The 21360-nt window shown below is 39.2% G+C and carries 15 protein-coding genes; 2 read left to right on the top strand and 13 right to left on the bottom strand.

Annotation, left to right across the window (positions count from 1 at the left end):
• Positions 1-9: 9 nt before the first annotated feature.
• Complete coding sequence (locus tag KTO58_RS14320; RefSeq protein ID WP_095838706.1) at positions 10-579, top strand: hypothetical protein; 570 nt, start codon at positions 10-12, stop codon at positions 577-579.
• 1255 nt (positions 580-1834) lie between these two features.
• On the opposite strand, the gene KTO58_RS14315 is transcribed toward KTO58_RS14320, so the two are convergent.
• From KTO58_RS14315 to KTO58_RS14260, 12 genes are all read right to left on the bottom strand, one after another.
• Positions 1835-2287 carry a hypothetical protein gene (locus KTO58_RS14315; RefSeq protein WP_095838708.1) on the bottom strand — a complete coding sequence of 151 codons (453 nt, stop codon included), beginning with the start codon at positions 2285-2287 and terminating at the stop codon, positions 1835-1837.
• A 29-nt stretch (positions 2288-2316) separates the two neighbouring features.
• A complete protein-coding gene (locus tag KTO58_RS14310) occupies positions 2317-3489 on the bottom strand; it encodes a hypothetical protein (protein ID WP_095838709.1) in 1173 nt (390 codons plus the stop codon).
• A 1326-nt stretch (positions 3490-4815) separates the two neighbouring features.
• The gene (locus KTO58_RS14305; RefSeq protein ID WP_095838711.1) at positions 4816-5529 is read right to left on the bottom strand and encodes a hypothetical protein; all 714 of its coding nucleotides are present in this window, start codon (positions 5527-5529) and stop codon (positions 4816-4818) included.
• A gap of 550 nt (positions 5530-6079) precedes the next feature.
• Positions 6080-6796 carry a hypothetical protein gene (locus tag KTO58_RS14300; protein WP_095838712.1) on the bottom strand — a complete coding sequence of 239 codons (717 nt, stop codon included), beginning with the start codon at positions 6794-6796 and terminating at the stop codon, positions 6080-6082.
• A gap of 49 nt (positions 6797-6845) precedes the next feature.
• The gene (locus KTO58_RS14295) at positions 6846-7463 is read right to left on the bottom strand and encodes a hypothetical protein (RefSeq protein ID WP_095838713.1); all 618 of its coding nucleotides are present in this window, start codon (positions 7461-7463) and stop codon (positions 6846-6848) included.
• Between the two features lie 1852 nt (positions 7464-9315).
• Entirely contained in the window at positions 9316-10317 is a 1002-nt protein-coding gene (locus KTO58_RS14290) for a helix-turn-helix domain-containing protein (protein WP_095838715.1), read from the bottom strand.
• 1087 nt (positions 10318-11404) lie between these two features.
• A complete protein-coding gene (locus KTO58_RS14285) occupies positions 11405-11734 on the bottom strand; it encodes a hypothetical protein (RefSeq protein WP_095838716.1) in 330 nt (109 codons plus the stop codon).
• Between the two features lie 96 nt (positions 11735-11830).
• A complete protein-coding gene (locus tag KTO58_RS14280) occupies positions 11831-12697 on the bottom strand; it encodes a sugar phosphate isomerase/epimerase family protein (protein ID WP_095838717.1) in 867 nt (288 codons plus the stop codon).
• Positions 12698-12759: 62 nt separating this feature from the next.
• Positions 12760-14472 carry an IlvD/Edd family dehydratase gene (locus KTO58_RS14275; RefSeq protein WP_095838718.1) on the bottom strand — a complete coding sequence of 571 codons (1713 nt, stop codon included), beginning with the start codon at positions 14470-14472 and terminating at the stop codon, positions 12760-12762.
• Between the two features lie 233 nt (positions 14473-14705).
• A complete protein-coding gene (locus tag KTO58_RS14270; protein ID WP_198315241.1) occupies positions 14706-16775 on the bottom strand; it encodes an outer membrane protein assembly factor BamB family protein in 2070 nt (689 codons plus the stop codon).
• A 223-nt stretch (positions 16776-16998) separates the two neighbouring features.
• Complete coding sequence (locus KTO58_RS14265; protein WP_095838720.1) at positions 16999-17886, bottom strand: helix-turn-helix domain-containing protein; 888 nt, start codon at positions 17884-17886, stop codon at positions 16999-17001.
• A 232-nt stretch (positions 17887-18118) separates the two neighbouring features.
• A complete protein-coding gene (locus KTO58_RS14260; protein ID WP_095841560.1) occupies positions 18119-18877 on the bottom strand; it encodes an SDR family NAD(P)-dependent oxidoreductase in 759 nt (252 codons plus the stop codon).
• A 162-nt stretch (positions 18878-19039) separates the two neighbouring features.
• Between KTO58_RS14260 and KTO58_RS14255 the strand changes: the two genes are divergently transcribed.
• The gene (locus tag KTO58_RS14255) at positions 19040-20005 is read left to right on the top strand and encodes an AraC family transcriptional regulator (RefSeq protein WP_095838721.1); all 966 of its coding nucleotides are present in this window, start codon (positions 19040-19042) and stop codon (positions 20003-20005) included.
• A 331-nt stretch (positions 20006-20336) separates the two neighbouring features.
• On the opposite strand, the gene KTO58_RS14250 is transcribed toward KTO58_RS14255, so the two are convergent.
• Positions 20337-21314 (bottom strand): quinone oxidoreductase family protein, encoded by a 978-nt coding sequence (locus KTO58_RS14250; RefSeq protein ID WP_095838722.1) that lies wholly within the window; start codon positions 21312-21314, stop codon positions 20337-20339.
• Between the last annotated feature and the right edge of the window lie 46 nt (positions 21315-21360).

Here is a 21360-nt window from a genome sequence, read left to right as displayed (position 1 = left end):
TTCATTAAAATGAATTTGAGAAAGATATTTACAATATTGTACCTGTTGGCTAACTGCATTACCTCCCAGGTATTGGCACAGGTTAACCCTATCGATCAGCAGCTGGAAAAGGATACGACTGCCTTTGGACTAAAAATCGGTTCATTTAATCTGCGCACTTTAAAGTGGTTCCAGCCCAATGACGAAAGTGTTGATTTTCTTAATCCTAAATGCAGTTACCTGGCCGAGCAGGTTGGTGATGCTGCATTTACCTTCCTAGGAATTAAGGCACAACGGCTTTTTTGGGCATTGGATACCGATTCCACTATCATTGGATATTATGCCGTATTGCCGTACAGCACTGGCTTGGCCAATAAAATTGTTTCGATCTATGGAAACGACTATTGGGCATCATTCAATGGTAGCCAAAGCGGAACGCCCGATCTATCCTCGTCAGGCAGTATCTCCTGGCGATACAATGAATATCGCATTGGCCTTAACACACAGCGGAATCAGTTAAGCAGCGGAGATTATGATGATACAATGGTGGTTCGTTTCTTAAAGATTAAGCCAGTTGCTCGCGTTATTCAATCAATTTGATCGTGCTTCAGAATTGCCAATCTTATATGAAGAATACATTAGATCAAACATGTGTTCAAATGTAGCTAAATGGGTCTATCTTTATGGAGAAATAATGAGAACAGAGTATTGAACCGGCTATTTAGATTGCTTATAACAATATGATATTCAGGAGTTTTTTGTAGGGTGGATTCGTCCAGTCATCCCGACGTGAACAGGGCAAGCTAGAATAATGCTCGCTTGCCCTGTTTTTATCTTGGATAGGAACCTTCTTATTCGTTGACCCTGAAGAATACGTTCATTTTTTTTCATTTATTTATCTTTTGCAGCACCCTTTCCGCACAACAGCTTGCTATTATTGGACATTTAAAAGGCTAAGGGAGGGGAAGAAGATTTAGTTGAGAGTAATTTCCGTTTTGTTAATGCCATATGGATAATGGACCCTGCAAGGGTATATCAACCACTCCGGCCAGCCAAGTTCATACCAGATTTTAACTTGTGTGGTTTTAGGCTTATCTGCAGTAGGACAATGATATATACCGGGCTTGAAATGTCTGTTGCGGAGTGCCACAAAGATCACAGATACACGTCTGGCAATGACCAGCTTCTACACCATTGATTTCGCGACAGGTTATGTGTTATTCTATGTAGGGCACAAGGTGTTGGGGTATAATTATAATGCCAACGAAACAGTAGAGCTCATGGAGTTGGGAAATGAAGCTGTAAATGCAATGAAATTTCAAAACATGTTGCAGTATTCCTGTTTTCAAAGGCTTGACATTTAACGCATTGGCAGCAGGTTGTTAAGCTTTCGACAGTATAGATAGAGAAGGGTTTAATTGAATAAGCATAGTTAGGCAACGCCATTGTTGTCGATTATGATTATAGGGGAGCAGCCGGATTTTCTATTTTGGCTGCATTTTATTAAGCTTAACGGATATTTAGTGAACCGGTCATACCTGTCCTAGATTTAAGTGTCTTCAGGGTTCGTACTGTAACCCAGACTTATAGGATCAACAGCTGGGATCTATACAGACTGCTGTTTTCTTTAAAATATCGTGATCGACTAATTGGTTGTCAGCAGAATAATTGGAGTTGCAAATTTACTATTGTTACAAACAGACTGGATTGAAAATGAAAATCTATAAAGCAAAAAACCAAAGCAAAAACATTTTTGCTTTGGTTTAATTAAGTATGCTAGCCTATAATCTGTATGTGATTTTTGGGACTTATCAATAGTTTGATAAAGACACCTGATCATAGGCTCATCTTTGGCCTATTTATCATTAGGATCTTTTGCCTTGGGTTTATCATTCCATCCATCTGGTTTCTCATTCCTAGGTTTAGGTGGAGGAGTAATTGATGTATGAGAAGCAGGAGTATCATCCTTAACCTTATCAGAAGTTTCTCTGGCTTTCCCCATAGTTCCTGCAGCTGGATCGGTTACTGATGAAGGATTATTCATTGATTGCTCTACTTGATCACTGGATTGTTTGACATCAGATGTCACCGATTTTATGAACTCGAATACAATATTGGACTGTGGCGACGTTTCTCTCACAATTTTCGGATCTTGTCGAACCGGTACATCAGGTTTAAACGGATCGTGAGGAGGAATGCTGATTGATTCATTTTCTTCTTTTGGTATGAATCCAGAAATTTCCCCTTCTGCTTTGCTTCCTCCTGCAGACAGACTGCGGGCAAAATTGAATATATCTTGAAATGCCATATTATTGGTTTTAAATAAGTTAATTTCTTTTATAGATTATGAGGCCGCTCAGTTCCAAATTTTTGATTTTGATCTCTATTAAGTGGCTTGGTATCGAAAATAGTATGGTTTACATCCAGCGCTGATACTGTTTCTGCTATTCCTTTTGGCCTGTATAATTTGTTTTTCTCTACAAGCTCTAAGAAAGATATACTAGCAGGAATTACTTTAGCAGGAGGAGCGGTAGCCGGGAGCGGTCCATTCGCATCCGCAATAGGAATTACTAAATCGTCATAATTCAATGCAATGAAGCCATCAAACGTAATGGGTACTTCGTAAGTAAATTGTTTTACCTGACGTCTTTGGGTTGCTAAGGTCTCAACACGGGAATTGGCAGGAATATTTCCTGAAACATTAGAATTTGATTTCCATGATGTTGTTACTGTACCGGAAATCGTACCCGTTAAAGAAAGACCCAGTTCTGCATATAACTCTCCACGACCAATAGCAGTACCTGTCCCTGTGAAACTTAGCCTACTTGAATTGGTGAAAGTAAAACTAGTTGTTTGTGTTGTGGCTGATTGATTCGCAACAGAAGATACATTTTCGGTACCTATATCGTCTTTATGATTATGTGCATGATGGGTTTGCGTGTTGGTATTGCTATCATATTTTGCTAAACTATTAGACAAACTTTCCATTAAAATCGTCTCTATAGTTTTAGATATTTGTCCTTGCAATTCTCCTGCAATTTTACCCCCAAAATTCTCGCTGCCCGTCCCTGATAAAGTCCAATTGATGGTATTTCCTACAGTAAATTCAATAGTGTCAGAAAACTGGCGTATTTCAGCCGATCTGTTTTCATAGGTTCTGGTAGATATGATATCCGCAATTGGTTGAATGATATTTGACCTTTCTTCAAACAAGGGGGCTCCAATTTCAAAAAAAGCCATCCATCCCCGTTGTGCAGCGTTTGGGTCGGGAAAGTTCCCGAATTTTTTATCGTTTATAGATACTCCTACAGGCCATAACGGAATTTGTTGATTTTTACTATCCAGAATAGGTTTTCCTTTTTCATCGACTTTAACCCTTTTTAATTCAGGTATTTTTTTATCCAAAAAATCCTGAATTAATTCATCTGTTATTCCCAACTCTTCCATGTTTCTAATTGTGAGAATGCGACGTTTCGCAGGGTCAACTGTATAGGTTCTTATTTGTGGCATATTTTAAAATGTTTATTTGGGGTATTATATTGCTTTCTTACAACAGCAATTAATTTTTAATGGTTTATTTTTTGCCATATACGATCGGCATAGAGGTTCAAAATCAATATTTTCATATTTATTCTATACTGCGCACATACAGAATATAACATTTATCTATTGACTGATTTTTAAATAAGAATAACTACCTAGGGTTTTCTCTATTTAATTAAATATACAAAAAATACAAGCGGGTAGCGACAAACTCGTCATGGTAAAAAAATAAAAAATTGGATTTTTAAAATAGAGTTATTGCTGATCATTACTAAGAATAGGAGAATTTGAAAAAGAAAGAGCTTCTAAAGCAGACAGGATATCCAATTTTTAAACCATCTTTCTCATAATTCCACTCACCATTTTTAATTGTGATTATAATTTTTACTCACATTTCGAAACCGCCGTTTTTATGAAATTAGGAACAGGTGCCTCGCTATGCAAAGGACAGTGTGACATGGATACTCCCTGCGAATAATTAGCGCGGAAAAGCAGCGTTGGCCTGCAGAATGTAACGCCAAAGTCCTGTTTCTCTACAACTGCTACAACGAGGGATGGTCGTAATCTTTCAAAAAGTATTCCCACCATTCAAAATCCTTAAAGGTGTATTTAAGTACATTATAAACCCGGATAGCCTTGGGTTCACCGCACCAGCTAATCACGCAATCAGGGTCCTTATTACTCTTTTAGCAGAAAGGGAAGTGTCTATTTCGATAGCCAGTGCCTTCCGATTGCAATCGTCCGTAATATTAAGTGTTCTGAATTTCCTGCCATTTACAAGCGTGTCACTCCTGAAGTAAATAGACCAACTTTCATTAATTTGAAGTGGTCGATGCAACGGTTGTTTCATTCGCTGTGGCAAGCGCCTTTTCACCTTTCTACGCTTATTCATATTTAGTTGACGATAAACGCTATACACCTTTTTATGGTTCCAGGAGTCGCCTGAGCGCCTTAAATAGGCAAATAGCTTCCGCAAGCCATGGCTTGGATGATTTTCTGCTAATGCCTAAAGTGCTTCTATTAGATCAGTATCATCCTTCACGCTGTAATAGTAATATTGCGATCTGGCTATTCGCCTAAGTTTGCGGGCCCTGCTAGCGGGTAACTCATAACCCGCTACTATCTCCTCCGTCAGCGCTCTTTGCCGGCAGGACTCCAAACTTTTTTTGTGATTACATCCTTGAGTATATTATGAGTCAGGCTTATTTCAGCATACTAGTTTAAATTTTACCAATTAGAGAGGATGTTTAATAGCAAACTAATGTTTATAAGACCTGAAATTTTATATAAAAATTAGTTACTATCTGGTAACACTTTTATTTTTAGTTCATCATTGGAAAGAATGTTGAAGCCTACTTCTACTATATATTTTTTACATGAATGAGTAGTAGTTAAATAGAAATGCCTTGAAAGCACAGCCTTCTCCAGTTCGTCAGTTTTAAAGTTTTTCAATGGTTGACCTCCGATTTCTATCTCACCATTTATATCCAACGCGTAGAATGAGCTTAAATTTGAGAAGGTTTTAAAAACGTCGGCGTTGTAAAAAATGGAAGCACCTTTATAAATGAATTTTTTATTTGACGGATTTTGTATTTTGGTCTTCCCTGTGTAGTTAACCTTTACTGGGTCTATGTTTCCTATGATTATATCATCTACCGGAATAGATACATTATAAATCTTTCCTGCACTATCTTTTAAGGATATATGTAGTGAATCTGGAAGAGTCTCAAAATTCCACAGTTTTGTAGATGCTAAAAATGATCCTTTCTGGGAATTTATTTTATCCACAAGACTCTTTTTTTCTACGCTTATTTGTAAACGTTTTGCATTTGAATAGACAGTAAAGCGCCCTGCGTCAATTGAAATACTATCCTTTTTTATCTCAGCGAGCTGATTACTTTGAGCAGGATTAACTTCTTGCATTTCCTTTTTACGGCAGCCGTTACTTAATAAAGCTATTATACTGATAGCGGCTATTAATATCATTTGAACATTAATTTTTTTCATAAAACTATCTTTAAAATATTAATTTTAATCTTTCTGAATACAAAATAACATCATCCTATACTAAATGATTAGTCAGTTTGGCTAAAAAAATAACCCTATATGTTATTCGATAATGTATGAATGAATTTAAGAGTAAGCATTAGAAAATAATCAATCAATAGATACAATAGAAGGAAATAATTAATATTTCTGTCGTTAAAATGGCAAGAGGTTAAGGTTATGTGACTGTATATATAGGCCATTCTGATAAAAATTAAAGTAAGGAGGGCTAATTAGTATTTTAAATTTTTTAACGTGTAAACATTGTAAATTTAGGACCTAAATAAGCATCCGTCTCACCTTTTAACATCTTTTTCAATCCCTCTCTTCTGTATTTAGCCAGGGAGTCATTTAACTGCTTCGCAGTCTTAAATTGCTTTAAAAATCACCTTACAAGAAATTCTGCTGTGTTTGTTATACTGCGTATATTTAAAAAAAAACGGTATAGTAAACCCCGGTTCTATTTACACAGTTCTTAAGATAGTGTCATGCATTTTTTAAATACGATTATTTAAATTAGGTCATCCAATTTGATGGTTTCCGATGCTATAAGAACTCCTTCGATCTCTGTATTTGAGATGTTTTTATTTATAATATTCCATTTAATCTTTCTTTGCAAAGCAACAAAGCATTTTTCTCCTTTTAGGATAGAAATTGGAATATCTTTTATTATGTTGTCATTCGTGTTTCCTTCGAATAGCTGGATTGGAAAAGACCCTCTTGTATTATGGAACAACTTATAATAGACATCCCCCATTGCATCATTTAGTTCAATATTTAGCTTATTATCTCGTATGTACTTTCTTTTAACTGATAATTCAGGTAGCAGATGTGGTTCAACTTTATTTTCAATCGTATTGCCTTTAAAATCTGTATATGAAATGTTTATTGATTTTGTATCTAGATCAAATGTTTTCACTTTTTCTTCATAGTTTAAGTAAGGTTCGCCTACATCACTCTCACGACTATTATTGGGTTTTTCATTATTAATCTTAATATTTGTGTGCAATTTAAAGGGAGAATTTACCTTGTCTTCCGTCAATCTACAATCAACGAATCTAACGAGCACATTAATTTTTTTATTCTCTTTTTTGACTGTATAAATTTGACGGAAGTCGATTTTCTGATACCTATTTATTTTAGTATCTACCAATTCTGCTTTTTTGTTACAAGAGGTAAACACAATAGCAACAAGTATTAGGACCGAAAAAAAGATATTGGTATTCATATTGTATATTTAATTATTACTGATTATTTGATAAAACATACATACTTTTCTAAAAACGCCAGTAGGTCCCTGCTGAAATAATACCTTTATCTCCAAAGCCAACCTCTGTAAAGCCACCAATTTTTTTACCAAATTTGACCCCAATACCAGTTATATGAAACGATACTCTCACATCATTTTGCTTTCGTAAATTTTGTATTGTGGATTTTTCAGAGGTAAGTTGTGCGCCTATACCAATGCCAGAGTACAATTTTAGTGCTGTCTTACTCAGGTAACATATTCTACCATTTATAAGTGCCGTGAAATGATTAACACTAGCTATCTTCTGTTCTTTTCCTTTGCTAATCTCATTTATCCTACCGGAACTGTAAGCAAGGGTTCCACCGATATCAAATGTTCTATTTATCTCTTGCATGTAAGAAATATGGGCTACTCCAATATTTGAATAACTTTGTCCTCCAAAGCTTCCAAGCACTGTAGCAAAATTTAGCCATGTAAGATTTATATCACCATATCCATATCCAATGCTGATTTCCGATGTATATGCTGCTTTTTTTTTCTTTGGCAAATTTTGTCCAATGGATTCTCCAAAACAGAACAAAACTAAAGAAATACCAGAAAGTAAAATTCTAATGTTTTTAATGTTAGCTAATTGATTAAACGTCATTTTGGTTCTTTTTAAGATTTTGAATACTCATAAGTTTGATAAATCTGTGTTAATAACAAACATTACAAAACTAGAATCTTTCGGTTAGAAGAGCTTACCAGAAAAGGTCTAAATATGACCCTAAAAGACAAAAAAGTATCAATATCTTATAAGAACCATTAGAAGAAATACTAGGAGAAATAAAGCAGACATTTTAGACTGTCAAATGTAGGTTAACTTGAATGTACATAGTTATTGCGAAGATAAATACTAAAATTAGAAAGCGAGGGGATCCTCGCCTTCGTTATTCTAATCAAATTGAGAACCAAAATCAGAGCTGAGCCAATTGAAGATTCGTGTAATAATCATTACCTGCTTTTATTAGAAAATTTTTTGACCTTAAATTTGAGCATCATTTTCTTTTCGCAAGCTATTACTTGAAGGTATAGTTCTTGTACCGAAATTATTAGTTCTATAAGCCTAAAGAATAATTTTATAAGCTATAAAGGACCATGTCCATTAGAAATTCGGCATGATCCTGAACCTGTTTTTTAAAAGTATAGATTGAAGGCAAGTTTCGAAAAACAACTTAAGCGGTAGAAATAGAATATCCTGTGGAAATAAGATAACCAGAGCAATTACACTCAGTTGCATAAATATTGTCCAATTTAAGTTGGAAATAAGAGGGGGCAATGTTAGCATTGCCCTCGTTAGTTTAAATGGAAAAAAAGAAACCCATAATCCCGCTACAGAAATAACTTAAAAGCCCTTTAATATTGTTTATTTATTTTCAAATTTTTTATCTCATTTCACAATATAAAAGTAAATGCATTCTACCTTGATAAGTAGTCATTATAGACATAAAAACCACCTTATAAGCTATATTGTTGAATGTTATCCACATTTGCCGAGAGGATTTTGGCTTATACGGATCTTAGGAAAGATATATAAAAAAAACAATTGGCTTTACTAAAGTACTATTATCCTGACAGATTTTACATCTGCTTCGGAGACCTTGACATTGAAAACCTTATTATGTTTATCTCTGATCTTAAAATTTGGCAGCATCAGTCAATATTCATTACATATCTCAATACTACACACATACACACTACTGGTCTTGTCCACGTACATAGCTTTAACCTAATATTCGCTTTGATGCGGAATTTTGAATTCTGCAATTGAAGAGTATATTTTGTAAAATGACCTATGGGACATCGTCATTAATATACTTCGTCCAAGGCCCTCCTACATATTTTTTATGATTTTTTTCATTCAATTATATTAGAAGACCATCGGAAATAGAGAGAAGTATCATCGCATATTTTGTATTGAGCTCGTCAATCCTCCTGCTACCATACTGAATATAATTGAAAAATTACTGGACGGTAATTATGATCAATTAAAGGAAAATATCCAGCATGTTAATCTATGTATACCTCTTGTAATATTAAAAGAAAATCAATTCTTCTACATTAATAAGCTAACCACTTTTGGTGAAGCATCAATGTGGATACCGATGAAGCAGTATTGAAATCTGAATACCTGTTCGTTGGAAAATCTTCAAAAAATGGACCATGGCTTCTTACCCCTTTACCCAATATCGAACACGTTAATTATGATGTGCAAAAAAGGAAGTATTACATCAGACGCCAGGTTGTAATTAGTCCTTTAAGGTTATTTAATTACTATTTACGATGTAATTCAAGATTATTTTTAGAAGATATTTGTGAACTGTAAATGCCTTCTTGTTATTTTTTAATAATAATGCTTATCAGTCTGTAAATATTTTTTAGTGTGTGACAGCAACCATATCTTCTGATGTTTAAGTCCCCCTTTTTAGGGGGATTGTTTTATATGGAGTTTTTTTTATTTAAAAGGATATTGCTCTGTACTCTTTTGGTATAACACCAAACTGTTTTTTAAATTGCCTGGTAAAAGAACTGGGATTTACGTATCCAAGTTCTGTTACTACTTGAGCAATTGTATATCTATTTTTTACAATTAGTTGTCGTGCAAATTCCATTCTTTTTAATATAAAGTATCTTTGTGGAGATATTCCATGTATTTTAACAAACAAGCTTTTAAATTTAGATGGCGACATTAATGAAATTGAACTTAACTTGTGTATACCTGGAAACTTTTCATCAATATGTTCATGCAAAAATGCAACTGCTTTATCCATCGCAGAAATGTCCTGCTTTTCAATTTTTCGAATGAATACTTTTTTTCGAAGCCTTACTACTTGCTGAAAATTCGCTAACAAACGGTATCCAATGCTTGCCAGATGTAAGCCAAATGAAGGGTCTTCCATCGGTATGGTACCTAACTCATTAATTGCTGCGTGATTTTGGTCATCTAAATCATACTGAAGGAAAATACTATTCTTAGCAGTATCAAATAACAGTTCTTTAAACCTTGAACCCAGCAGGTCTTTGGCTAATTCTTTAGCAAAAGATTTATCCATAATTATTCTAACAAACTCAGCATGACTATCAGTTGCATAGTATTCGTCGAGTAGTGATATGTCGGCTAGTGTGACGCCCCTGTTCAGTAATCTAACCTGTTCATTAGCATGATTTTTGTAACTAAGGTAGTCGATTTTTGAAAAGTTTAGTGTGTAAAATTCACCAGGATTAGAGATTATTTTTGTGTGCCAATGGTTATTATCGCTTGCGTTAACATAAAGAATGGATAATCCTTTAGTTAACTCGATTAAATATGATCCGCCAATTCCTTCATGGGATATTCTACTCCTAAATGAACGCATTCCACAAACAATAAAACTTTCCGAATGCCAATTATATTGATTGAAATATTCCTCAAACCAGTCTAACGAATCGTTCAAATTAAGAATATATGGTTTGTGTAACATAAGCCAAAAATCTTTTAAGTAACACTTCTTAGATAAATAATTTTACTAGCCAATATTAGAAATATTATAATAATACAAAAAGCTAATTTCGGAACCTTTAAATTTGTATTTCTTATTCTAATTAATGAAAGTTGTATCAATCCACAGTTAACAATATTCATATATCTCTAACAATTAGGTTTATAATTAATAATATAAATCTATTTTGAGGCCTAATATATTAGGTTAATTGTAGGAATGATGCGTCAATAAAGATTGTGTATTAAAAGCACCGGCGAGGTTCTAAATGGTCGTACTTTAAATTAATAGTCCTCTTAGCCAATAACCTCTCCAGCTGCAAATTATATTCGTCTCAAAGCTTGTTGAAATCTTTATGGCTTACGGAAAGTATATGACATTAATTGATAATGCTGTTCCGTACGGATGTAATACATCAGTGACCTTAGTGATAATCAATTCTGGTGTTATTACTAACGCAGCATTCTGCATTTTTCGAAATTATCTTTATTGATTGTACAGCTATTATCAGCAATTTTATAATTCTCGGATCTTCCTTAAGATCCATTGCTTTCTCGATCTCATTTTTTATCTACTCGACATCCTCTACCAATTATGTATAAATGCTTACAGTAAAATTCTGATTCAGAAGTATTGCTAAATTAGAGTAATTGGAGGATTTGAATATAAAATATAATTTAGTATGGCTTTTGAGCAGCTCAAACACCTGATACAAAAAGGATAAATCGCACAGTTCTTATAACATAGCCAAAGTTTTCAAATCGTGCAAAAAGCGGTTCGACAATTGTACAGTCATTCCGAATTTACTAGATAAGAAAGATTTTTTCTCGCTTGTTAAGTTTGATTTTACCTATACATTCCTCGAGGTATGCTATGAAAGGACGGCAGGACACGCCGTTTTTGCTGTTTTATTTTTCTGTAACTATCCTATTTGCTGGATAGGGTTGCTGAGTTCTACTATGCTGCATATCAAGATCAGCAAGATGTTTTCGCTATCAACATATGTGTGCGCTTTGCCCTATATTACGTTACTTCGATTGGGCCTGACATGGACTATACCCATGAAGGACTATAGCCAGTGGTGGCTACTGGCAGCTTCTTCTATTTTATCACTGGTTTTCCTATTTATAGGACGCCGCAATTTCAAACGGTGCCGGTATACACTACTGGCCAAACTCGCATAATTTATGGAATCAAATATCACTTTTACGATATCCGCTATGGATGACCTCCTTTGTGTCCGTAAAGGGCTGTTCTTCCTGAAAGTTGTCCTTTCTTCGCTGGCTTCAGCTATTACGTTAACCTCTGTTTTGCCACCCAGCAGATCCTGGCTTATAACTACGGAGAACAGCTCACTGTTGAGTAGATCGATACAATGCTGGAGAAAGCCAAACGGCACTAATTCATTGTAATAATTTGAACGGCGCTTGGACCTGCTGGATTGGTTTTCGTTTTATTCATTCAATTATTTATAGGTTAAACCGGCCGCCGGATATCATTTATCATTGTTGCTTACGTTATTAAAGTGTTCAATGGCGGCCTTTACATCAGGTACGTTGTTTTCCCAGTTATGCTCACATTCCACATACACATAACCGGCAAACTTTTGTCTTTTCAATTCCTTGATCACCGCTGCAAAATCTATTACTCCCCTACCAGGGACGACATCGTGCGCCCTTGTACTCCCTTTTTCGTCAACATCTTTTAGATGAATACCTAATATATGTCCTTTCAGTTTGTTCAAACATTCAGCGGGATCAAGACCACTGCGAACCCAATGGCCAAGGTCTGCACAGGCGCCGAAGTTTTTATGCTCTTTTATGGCTGCCAATACAGAATCCGGATGCCAGTAGGGGCTGGCTCCTTTGGCATGCTCATGTATCGCTATTTTTATTTTATATCTTCCTGCTAGCCTGTCTAACATATCCCAGTGCTCCCTTCGGGGTTCACAAGTAATAAATTTAAGGTGTAGTGCAGCAGCAATTTCGAACATCCGCTGCCACTCTTTTTCGTCCTTTCCGTCAGCATACATAGACGTCATGATTATTCCCTGCTGCTCCATCAGCGTTTTCAAACGGCTGATCCCAGCTGCATCAAGATGAGCCATGGTATTGTTATTAAACCCCGGACCAAGCTGGTAAAAAGAAAAACCTTCTACGTACTTCACTTCGCACGCCCGGACCATCTCCACTGATTTTTCCACCGGGTGACGATTAAAGGAATACAAGGCAACACCCATTTTCCAGTCATACCGGTCGCCCTTTATTTCAGGTAGTAGAGTACAGCCGACCATCGCTCCGCTATACAAAAGCAAAAGCGTTGAAACAACCAGGGCAGTCAGTAATAAAAAGATGCGTTTCATGCTTTATACAATTTTTTAGGTGAATAGGTTATTAGGTGATAAGTATACAATAAATTGTTCTTTTAGTGTGAATCAGCAGGTATAGCACTACCGGATGAACCTTTCAGAAAGTCAAAGTCAACACCGAGGTGTGCCTGCTCCACATGTTCAACAAACAACTGCCTGTATCCTCTTTCGAAAGGGTTTATAGGTGGGATCAACGCTGTTCGCCGTTTCGAGAGTTCCTTTTCGTCCACAAGTAGGTCTAACCTTCGACCGGTCACATCCAGGCGGATCATATCACCATCTTTCACTAAACTAATAACTCCTCCGGCAGCGGCTTCAGGAGATACATGCAATACGACCGTACCGAAACCGGTACCGCTCATCCGGCCATCAGAAATGCGTATCATATCTGTAATACCTTTTTCTAGTAGTTTTTTGGGCAAGCCTATATTACCGACTTCCGGCATTCCGGGATAGCCTTTAGGCCCTACATTTTTCAGTACCAGTATACACGTTTCATCCACATCAAGTCTCGGATCATCTATCCGTAGTTTATAGTCTTCGATATTCTCAAATGCGACTGCTCTCCCGGTATGTTGTGTCAGGTGTGGGGAGGCGGCTGAAGGTTTTAATATTGCCCCTTCTTCGCAAAGATTGCCTTTTAACACCACCAAACCAGACTGTTTGGAAAATGGGCTTTCAACATTGGCGATCACCTCAGAATTATGATTGACAGCATTTTTTACATTATCCCGGATGGACTTCCCATTTACTGTCATACACGAGCCATCTAGGTAATCCAGCATTTCATTCATCAAGGCTGGCAGCCCGCCTGCATAATAAAGATCCTCCATAAAATAACTTCCTGAGGGCTGCAGGTTGGCGATGAGGGGGACTTGCGCGGATAGGTGGTCGAATTCATCTATCGTCAGCGGTACACCTATCCTTCCTGCAATTGCCAATAAGTGCAATACAAAATTGGTGGAACCACCAATAGCCGCATTTACCCGGATAGCATTTTCCAAAGCCGCTTTTACAAGGATATCTGAAGGTTTCACATCTTCATTTACCATTTGGACAACGCGGCGGCCGGTCATCTGTGCTAATACCTTCCTTGCTGTGTCTGCTGCGGGTATGGCAGCATTACCGGGAAGTGAAAGGCCCAGCGATTCCACCATACAAGCCATAGAAGAGGCAGTCCCCATCACCGCGCAGTGGCCTATGCTCCGGCACATTCCGGCTTCAGCAATGGCGAGCTCTCCCTCCGTCATAGCGCCAGACCTAAAATTCTCTGAAAAACGCCACAGATCACTAGTGCCTATATTACGTCCTTGATACTTCCCCGTCAGCATACTGCCTCCGGATAAAACAATCGCAGGAATATTTACACTGCAGGCCCCCATCACCAGTGCCGGCGTCGTCTTGTCGCATCCACACATTAATACCACTCCATCTAAAGGATTCGCTCTGATAGACTCTTCCACTTCCATACTTAGAAGATTTCTGTAAAGCATCGCGGTTGGTCTGATCAATGTTTCTCCAAGTGACATCACCGGGAACTCGAGGGGAAGCCCTCCCGCTTCGAGAATACCTTTCTTTACCGATGCTGCCAGATCGCGAAAATGTGCATTGCAAGGCGTAAGCTCCGACCATGTGTTACAGATACCGATCACTGGCTTGCCTCTGAACGCATCGTCAGGGATACCCTGGCTTTTCATCCAGGCCCTGTAGATAAATCCGTCTTTACCTTGCCGCCCAAACCATGCCTGGCTTCTTAACGTACTTTTCATATCATTGCTGGATTACTGGTCATTTATCATACATGGATACCAGTCAGTATCCTGAATGCTGTTTTAATGTCGGAACACCGTCCCTATTACGCTGAGTGATTGTATACTGAAGAATAAGGCCGGCACTCAAACCCGGGCGTCCCTTTCCTGCAATTGCACTACAACATCCGGAGAAGAAGTAGCCATGAGGTCCGGCAGTAAAAACATCCTTCACGCCAACTACAGCGTGGTGTTTAGGGTAAGGCATAAGCCACATAGGCATCACTCGATTTTCCTCCCCATTTTGAGCCGCCACAGGCAATCACTATATATTGTTTGCCATTTACGGCATATACTGCAGGTGTCGCCAATCCGGGAGCAGGCAGCTTCGTTTGCCAAAGGAGCTGCCCACTACGTTTATTATAGGCCCGGAAATAGCCATCTTCAGATGCCGCGATGAAAAGCAACCCGCCTGCCGTAACAACAGATCCACCATAATTCTCCCTGCCGGTAGTAGGAATACCTTGCGCCTTCAACTCCTCAAATTCACCAAAAGGTATTTTCCATTCGTATTCACCAGTATTCAGGTTAATAGCGCTGAGCGTCCCCCATGGTGGCTGAATAGCTGGGTATTTTTCTTTTGTCAGAAACTTGTTGTATCCTGTAAATGAATACGGCGACCCAGAATAAGGTGCATCTTCTTTCATCGGTCCCACATATTTTTGGGCCTGCTCCCCGGGCAAATTCAAAATAAAGGCTGCCAAAGCATCTTTTTCCTCTTTGCAGAGGTTATTAAATCCTGGCATCATGCGCCGGCCTGTAGACAGCAACTCCGTAAATTTGTCATGTGTATACTTCTTCTCTACGCCAATGATGGAGGGATAATCACCTCCGCCCTGGCGCTCTGGCCCATGGCATCCCATACAATAGCGGTTGTAAAGCAGCACACCCGCCTGCAATTTGGTCTTATCTTTTTTTACATCAGGTGTGGCATCTACCATTGTCAGTACCCATGCCATTTCGTTCGCATTCACGTACAGGATATTCGTCTCCGGGTCTACAGTGGGGCCTCCCCATTCACCGCCACCATCATAACCCGGGAAAACGATCGTTCCCTCTTTGGACGGTGGCGTAAACCGCTGTCCGTAATGATATCCTGACAATCGTTTTTTGATATCCTGATAAGAGGAATCTGGTACCAGATCATTTAACTCTTCGGCAGTAAATCCTTGTCTCGCAAATGGTACTGGCTTTACCGGAAATGGTTGTGTGGGCCACAGCTTTTCGCCAGTCAACGATGTATTAGTGGGTACGGGACGTTCTTCGATGGGAAACAGTGGTTTACCCGTTTCCCGATCGAACACGAAAATATAACCTGTTTTAGTGGTTTGTGCTACGGCGTCTATCTTTTTACCATCGCGTTCCACCGTCACCAGCGCTGGTGGCGTAGGTAGATCGTAGTCCCATACGTCATGATGAACGGTCTGAAAATGCCAGATACGTTTGCCCGTTGCCGCATCCAATGCGATGAGGCAATTGCCATATAATCCCGCTCCTCGCCGTTGACCGCCGTAGAAGTCCATCGTGGGATTACCGGTGGGCGCAAATACAATCCCTCTTTTCTCATCGAGGCTAAATCCCGACCAGGCATTAGTGGAGCCTTGATATTTGTAGGCATCTTTGTTTTCCCATGTTTCATAACCGGGTTCCCCCGGATAAGGGATAGTATGGAAGATCCATCGTTGTTTTCCCGTCCGCACATCAAATGCCCGGATATGCCCGGGTGTAAAATCACCTCCCATTCCACTCAGGATGAACAGATTTTTATAAATGGCAGCAGGAGATGTCGGCGAAATTGATACCTCATTCTCATCACGGTCCAGTCCCTTTCGAAGATCTACGCCACCGGCCTCACCGAAAGACGGAATTAGTTTACCGGTAACTGCATTCAACGCGAAAGCGATGGGGCCTACAGTAAATATAATTCGCTTGTCATCCTTCTGCTCATCGTCTTCCCAATAGGCCACCCCTCTGTTCATATTTACGCTTTTCCGGTACCATTTTCTGTTTGTAATGGAATCTGCAGGATCGAAGGCCCAGATCTCCCTACCTGTAGCAGCGTCCACCGCAAACAGTTTCATCCTCGGACTAACACCATAAAGTACATTGTTGACCACAATTGGGTTACACTGCATAGGACCATATTTCGTACTGTCCTTCTTTTCGGAATAATATGTCCAGGCCACTTGAAGCTGACGAACGTTTACAGTATCGATATGTCGAAGTGACGAATAACGCATGTTTTCATTGGTTCCTCCTTTCACTCTCCAATCGCTGTATTTTTTGTCTGGAAGCAGGGAACAACCTACCGTTAATGTTAATATCGCTAAAACGAGCCATTTTATATGTACTTTGATTATCATAACCTGTGGAAGAAAGTGTGCTGGGAAATATTAATCATCTTATACGAAGATAGCAGGTACTACATTATAGCAGTAGCAAATACTTACCAAAAAATCTGACTTTATTGGCATCAAGGCTCCGTATTTATTTTCCGGACATAATATCATTTTTAAACTGGCAGGGGGTAAGTCCCGTATGTTTTTTGAAAACTTTGCCGAAATGAGAACTGGAGTTGTAACCACAGTCGTCCGCAATAGCGGCAACCGGTTTATCATCCTCAATCAGCATTTTTTTTGCCCGGGAGATCCGTAGTTCTTCAATATAGCTGGAAAACCGCTTCTTTGTCCTCCTTTTAAAAAAACGGCAAAATGAATGCTCCGCCATACAGGCTATTTCTGCTACGCAGGCAAGCGTAAGGCGCCGATGCAGATTATCTTCGATATATCTCAATACGTCAATGAGTTTATCGGAGTGAACGGAAAAAAACACATCCTGCTCATTTGTTATAATGTTCCGCTTATTAGGCGAAATCGAAATAAGATACAGTATCCGAAGCAAGCCTTCTATTTTTTCGTATCCCTGCTTACCGGAAAGTGCTTGCAACCGTCCTGCGATTTCCTTCCGATCGTCCCCTAAAATACAAATGCCCCCCGACACCTTCTGTATCATCTGGTAAATATCGTTCAGTGCTTTTACCGATTGGAAGAAGGGTTGAAAGATGTCTTGATTAAAATAAGCTACAATCGCCTTCGAACGAAGCGTAGCAGTAGTATCGTAGTACACCGGATCACTTAACCATACATGAGGCGCATTCGAACCAATAAACACCATGTCACCGGGCTCAAATGGTTCTATCACATTTCCAATGATCCGTTTACCATGACCTTCGAGGATATAGACTAACTCGAGTTCAGGGTGAGCGTGAAATATCGGTTGAGCAAAAAAGGGAGAACTAAGGAACGATTGCTCACGCAGTTCAATTGAAACTGCATCTTTAATGAAAGGAGTAATTTCAGTGTGCACAAGTCTCATGGCTACGTTAATTTAAAGCGTCAAAAATCTCAGTCGGCACGCTGAGTACTTTCATTACGAGGTGTAGGAATTTAGTGTACCTGGTTATACGAAAATCTCTTCGCCGGCAGTCCCGAATAACCATGTCCTTTCCAGACAAGTACAACGCTCTTTGTAATGGTAAATGCAACGTAAGCCGTTTTTACCAGTCGTGTATCCCATCGTGCTCCCATAATAAACTGATTACGGTCGATTAAGGATTGATGCCAACACTGGTCCAGCCCCCGTCTACCACTATATGCTGCCCCGTGATATGCCTGGCGCTCTCGCTAACGAGAAATAGTACAGCGGTTGCCACATCAGCGACCTTTCCCACTTGTCCGTTGGGTGTAATGCCGCGCCAAGTGGTCTCGTATACATCATCCAACATCGTACGCTCCGTCAAAGTTGCACCAGGCGCAACCGTGTTAATATTGATGCCGTATTCAGAAAGCTCCACTACAAGATTACGCGCCAGACATTCCAGCGCTCCTTTAGTCATACCATACGCCACCAAGTCTCGGTGTGCCAAATGTGCCGTCACAGATGACATAAACAGCAGGGATCCTCCGTGCCCCTGCTGTCTCATTTGCCCAGCAGCGGCTTGTGCGAGGAAAAATGCCCCCCCAATGTTCACATCCAAAATGCTGGCAAACGCCTCGCGTGAAAAAGTAAGAAATGGTCCAAATAAAGTAATCCCAGCATTTGCAATGGCCACATCAAGTCTTCCGAACTTGCTCACCGCACCATTAACCAACGATTGGATAACGGTCATATCCCGACAATCCCCAGGAATACTCACAGAAAACATCCCAAACGTGGCATTCAGTCTCATCACTGCCTCATGTGCCAACTCCGGATCAACATCATTTAACACCACATAGGCTTCCTGTTTTACTAGCTGTCGGCAGATCTCTAATCCAATTCCCCGCGCCGCGCCGGTTACAATAACTACTTTTCCTTTAAATGACATAACACTTATACTTTTATATATCACAGAAACATAGAGATAATACCATTAAGACAATATTACTGCCTAAAAAATGGCTTACTACTGATCGGCTGTATTAGTATTGTTGTTCATATAGGCTTTCCTGGAAATAAAACCCCTAATACCGGCAAACTTAGGCCAGCCATGGATGTCAGAAAAATACAATGTTTGCGAGTTTTTTATACAATATTTACAAATAATAAGGCAAATCACTTATTTTATCATGTTATTTGTATAATAATATCTGATATGAAAACAGTGTTTCAGCGACTTCAGATCCCTGCAGATGCCAGTTTTGTAGTAAAAACTTACTACCAGCCGTCTTTCTTAGCGCCGATTCATTTTCACGCTGCATACGAGATTATCTACATTGGCCATGGCTATGGTAAACTTTACAGTGGCAGCGGCGTGACCAATTTCACAGCCGGCGATGTTTATCTTTTTGGACCCGGTTTCGAACATTGCTTCTACAATGACCCGGTGTTCCTGCAATCGGGGGAAATGGCGCATGCGATTGTTATTCAGTTTACAAGGGATTTTGCAGGCGAATCTTTTTTTGAAACACCTGAGCTGCGGCAGGTAAGATCATTGCTGGACAATTCCTCTTATGGCTGCCGGTTGCTAGCAGCAGATAGCACTAAAAAACTGTTTTTTCAGTTTGAACATAAACCATTGCCAGATTTTATACTGCTTCTTCGCTTATTGCATGAACTATCCGGGTTGAAAAGTACAAGCATTTTTCGCCTGGCCAGCGATCTCACTTCCTTTAACAATCTTAAGGATTATGAACGAATGGAGCCTGTCCTTAAATATATTCTGGAAAACTTTACCGATGAGGTTAAAAGCTCAGTGGCAGCAACACTTGCACATTTAAACGTGGCGGCATTTTGCCGGTACTTCAAACGACGAACCGGTAAAACTTTCTCGCAATTTGTGAATGACGTACGGATAACGCACGCCTGCAAAATGCTGCAGGATGGCAAAGAAAGTATTGCGCATATTTGCTTTGAATGTGGTTATGGAAATGTATCCTACTTTAACAGGCAATTCAAGCTGGCTAAAGGCATGACGCCATTGGCTTACAGAAACGCTTTCAAAAGTACTGCCTGATAGAAAAAATTAATTTATCATTACAGTACCGTTTTATTGTCATTTTTGATCTTCACAACTTAGATGGTCATCAAATCGGCTTAGTAAGGACGGAATTTCTTCAGTCATCATTTCTATTAGGTACACCCCTGAACAACCATAATAAATTAATTGTAATCCTATTCATGGGGGGGCGGAATGGCGCCAATTGTTGCACAGCAGCTCTCGAAAACATCAATCTGGAAGAAATAGCTGGTTGTAGTTTGCTTATCGTGCTGTCCGGGAAAGAAGCAGCAACAATTTGCTATAGTACATGCATTCGAATATATTATCTATCCCGTTGACCACCCTTCTATGATATCATTACGACGATTCGCTTGCCTCCGTCCACATCCATATCCCATACCGTTTCAATATCTTTCAAATCTACAGGAACGGTTGCTATTTTTAATTTCCCATCCGCAGCCAGCTGAAACATATCGGGAAGAATTTCTGCAATCAATGATTTTATTTCCGCCCGTGTCCAGCTCCCTAAACCAGAACCGTAAATCTGAATATCAGTTCCTCTTAAAATTGAAGAAGATAGCGTAATCGTATCACTCATCATACCACCGACAGTGACATACCTTGTACGGTGTGAAAAATCGCCATTCCCTTTTATGGCCGACAAAATTAATTCTGCACTATGCCCCCATAAATAATCAATTACAATATCAATGGGATGCTCTTCATGAGTAGCTTTTATTTGGGCAACAAAACGCTTGTCGTCCTGTTTTAATGAAATAATTTCGTCAGCTCCCAATAACAATAACGCTTGAAGTGAGGCTTCATTTCTGCCAGTTGCAATTACCCTTTTTGCACCGTAAAACTTGGCAACTTGCACCGCAAGTTTGCCCGTTACACCTGTCGCTCCATTTATTAGTACCGTTTCATTTTTTTCTAAACATGCCCTGAAACGAAGTGCCATAGCAGAACCCACTACAGCGTTGGGGAGAGCGGCGGCTGACGCATTGTCAATTCCTGCAGGCAGTTTTACTATCCGGTCTTTCTCAACTATCGCTTTTTCGGCAAGCATACCACTTGTCCCAATGCCATAAACCCTTGTTCCATCTGCTAATATGCCTACACCATCACCACCAGGAATTCTAGCGGTATGCGGTTCGTTTTCCATGGAATAATGTTTTCCGCTTGCACGTGTCTTGTCAAGATTTTTTACGGCAGCCGCTTTTACAGAAATTATTAATTCATTTTCATTCTGGACGATGGGTACTGCAAAATCTTCGACAAATGTTGGTATGCCAGTACTTTGATATACTACTGCAGCTCTCATTTTAAGTACGGTTTAAATGGTGATAACTAATCATTTTGTCTTAAAT

This window comes from Chitinophaga pendula (genome assembly GCF_020386615.1).
Classification (GTDB): Bacteria; Bacteroidota; Bacteroidia; order Chitinophagales; family Chitinophagaceae; genus Chitinophaga; species Chitinophaga pendula.
This window is presented reverse-complemented; position numbering and strand designations above follow the sequence as displayed.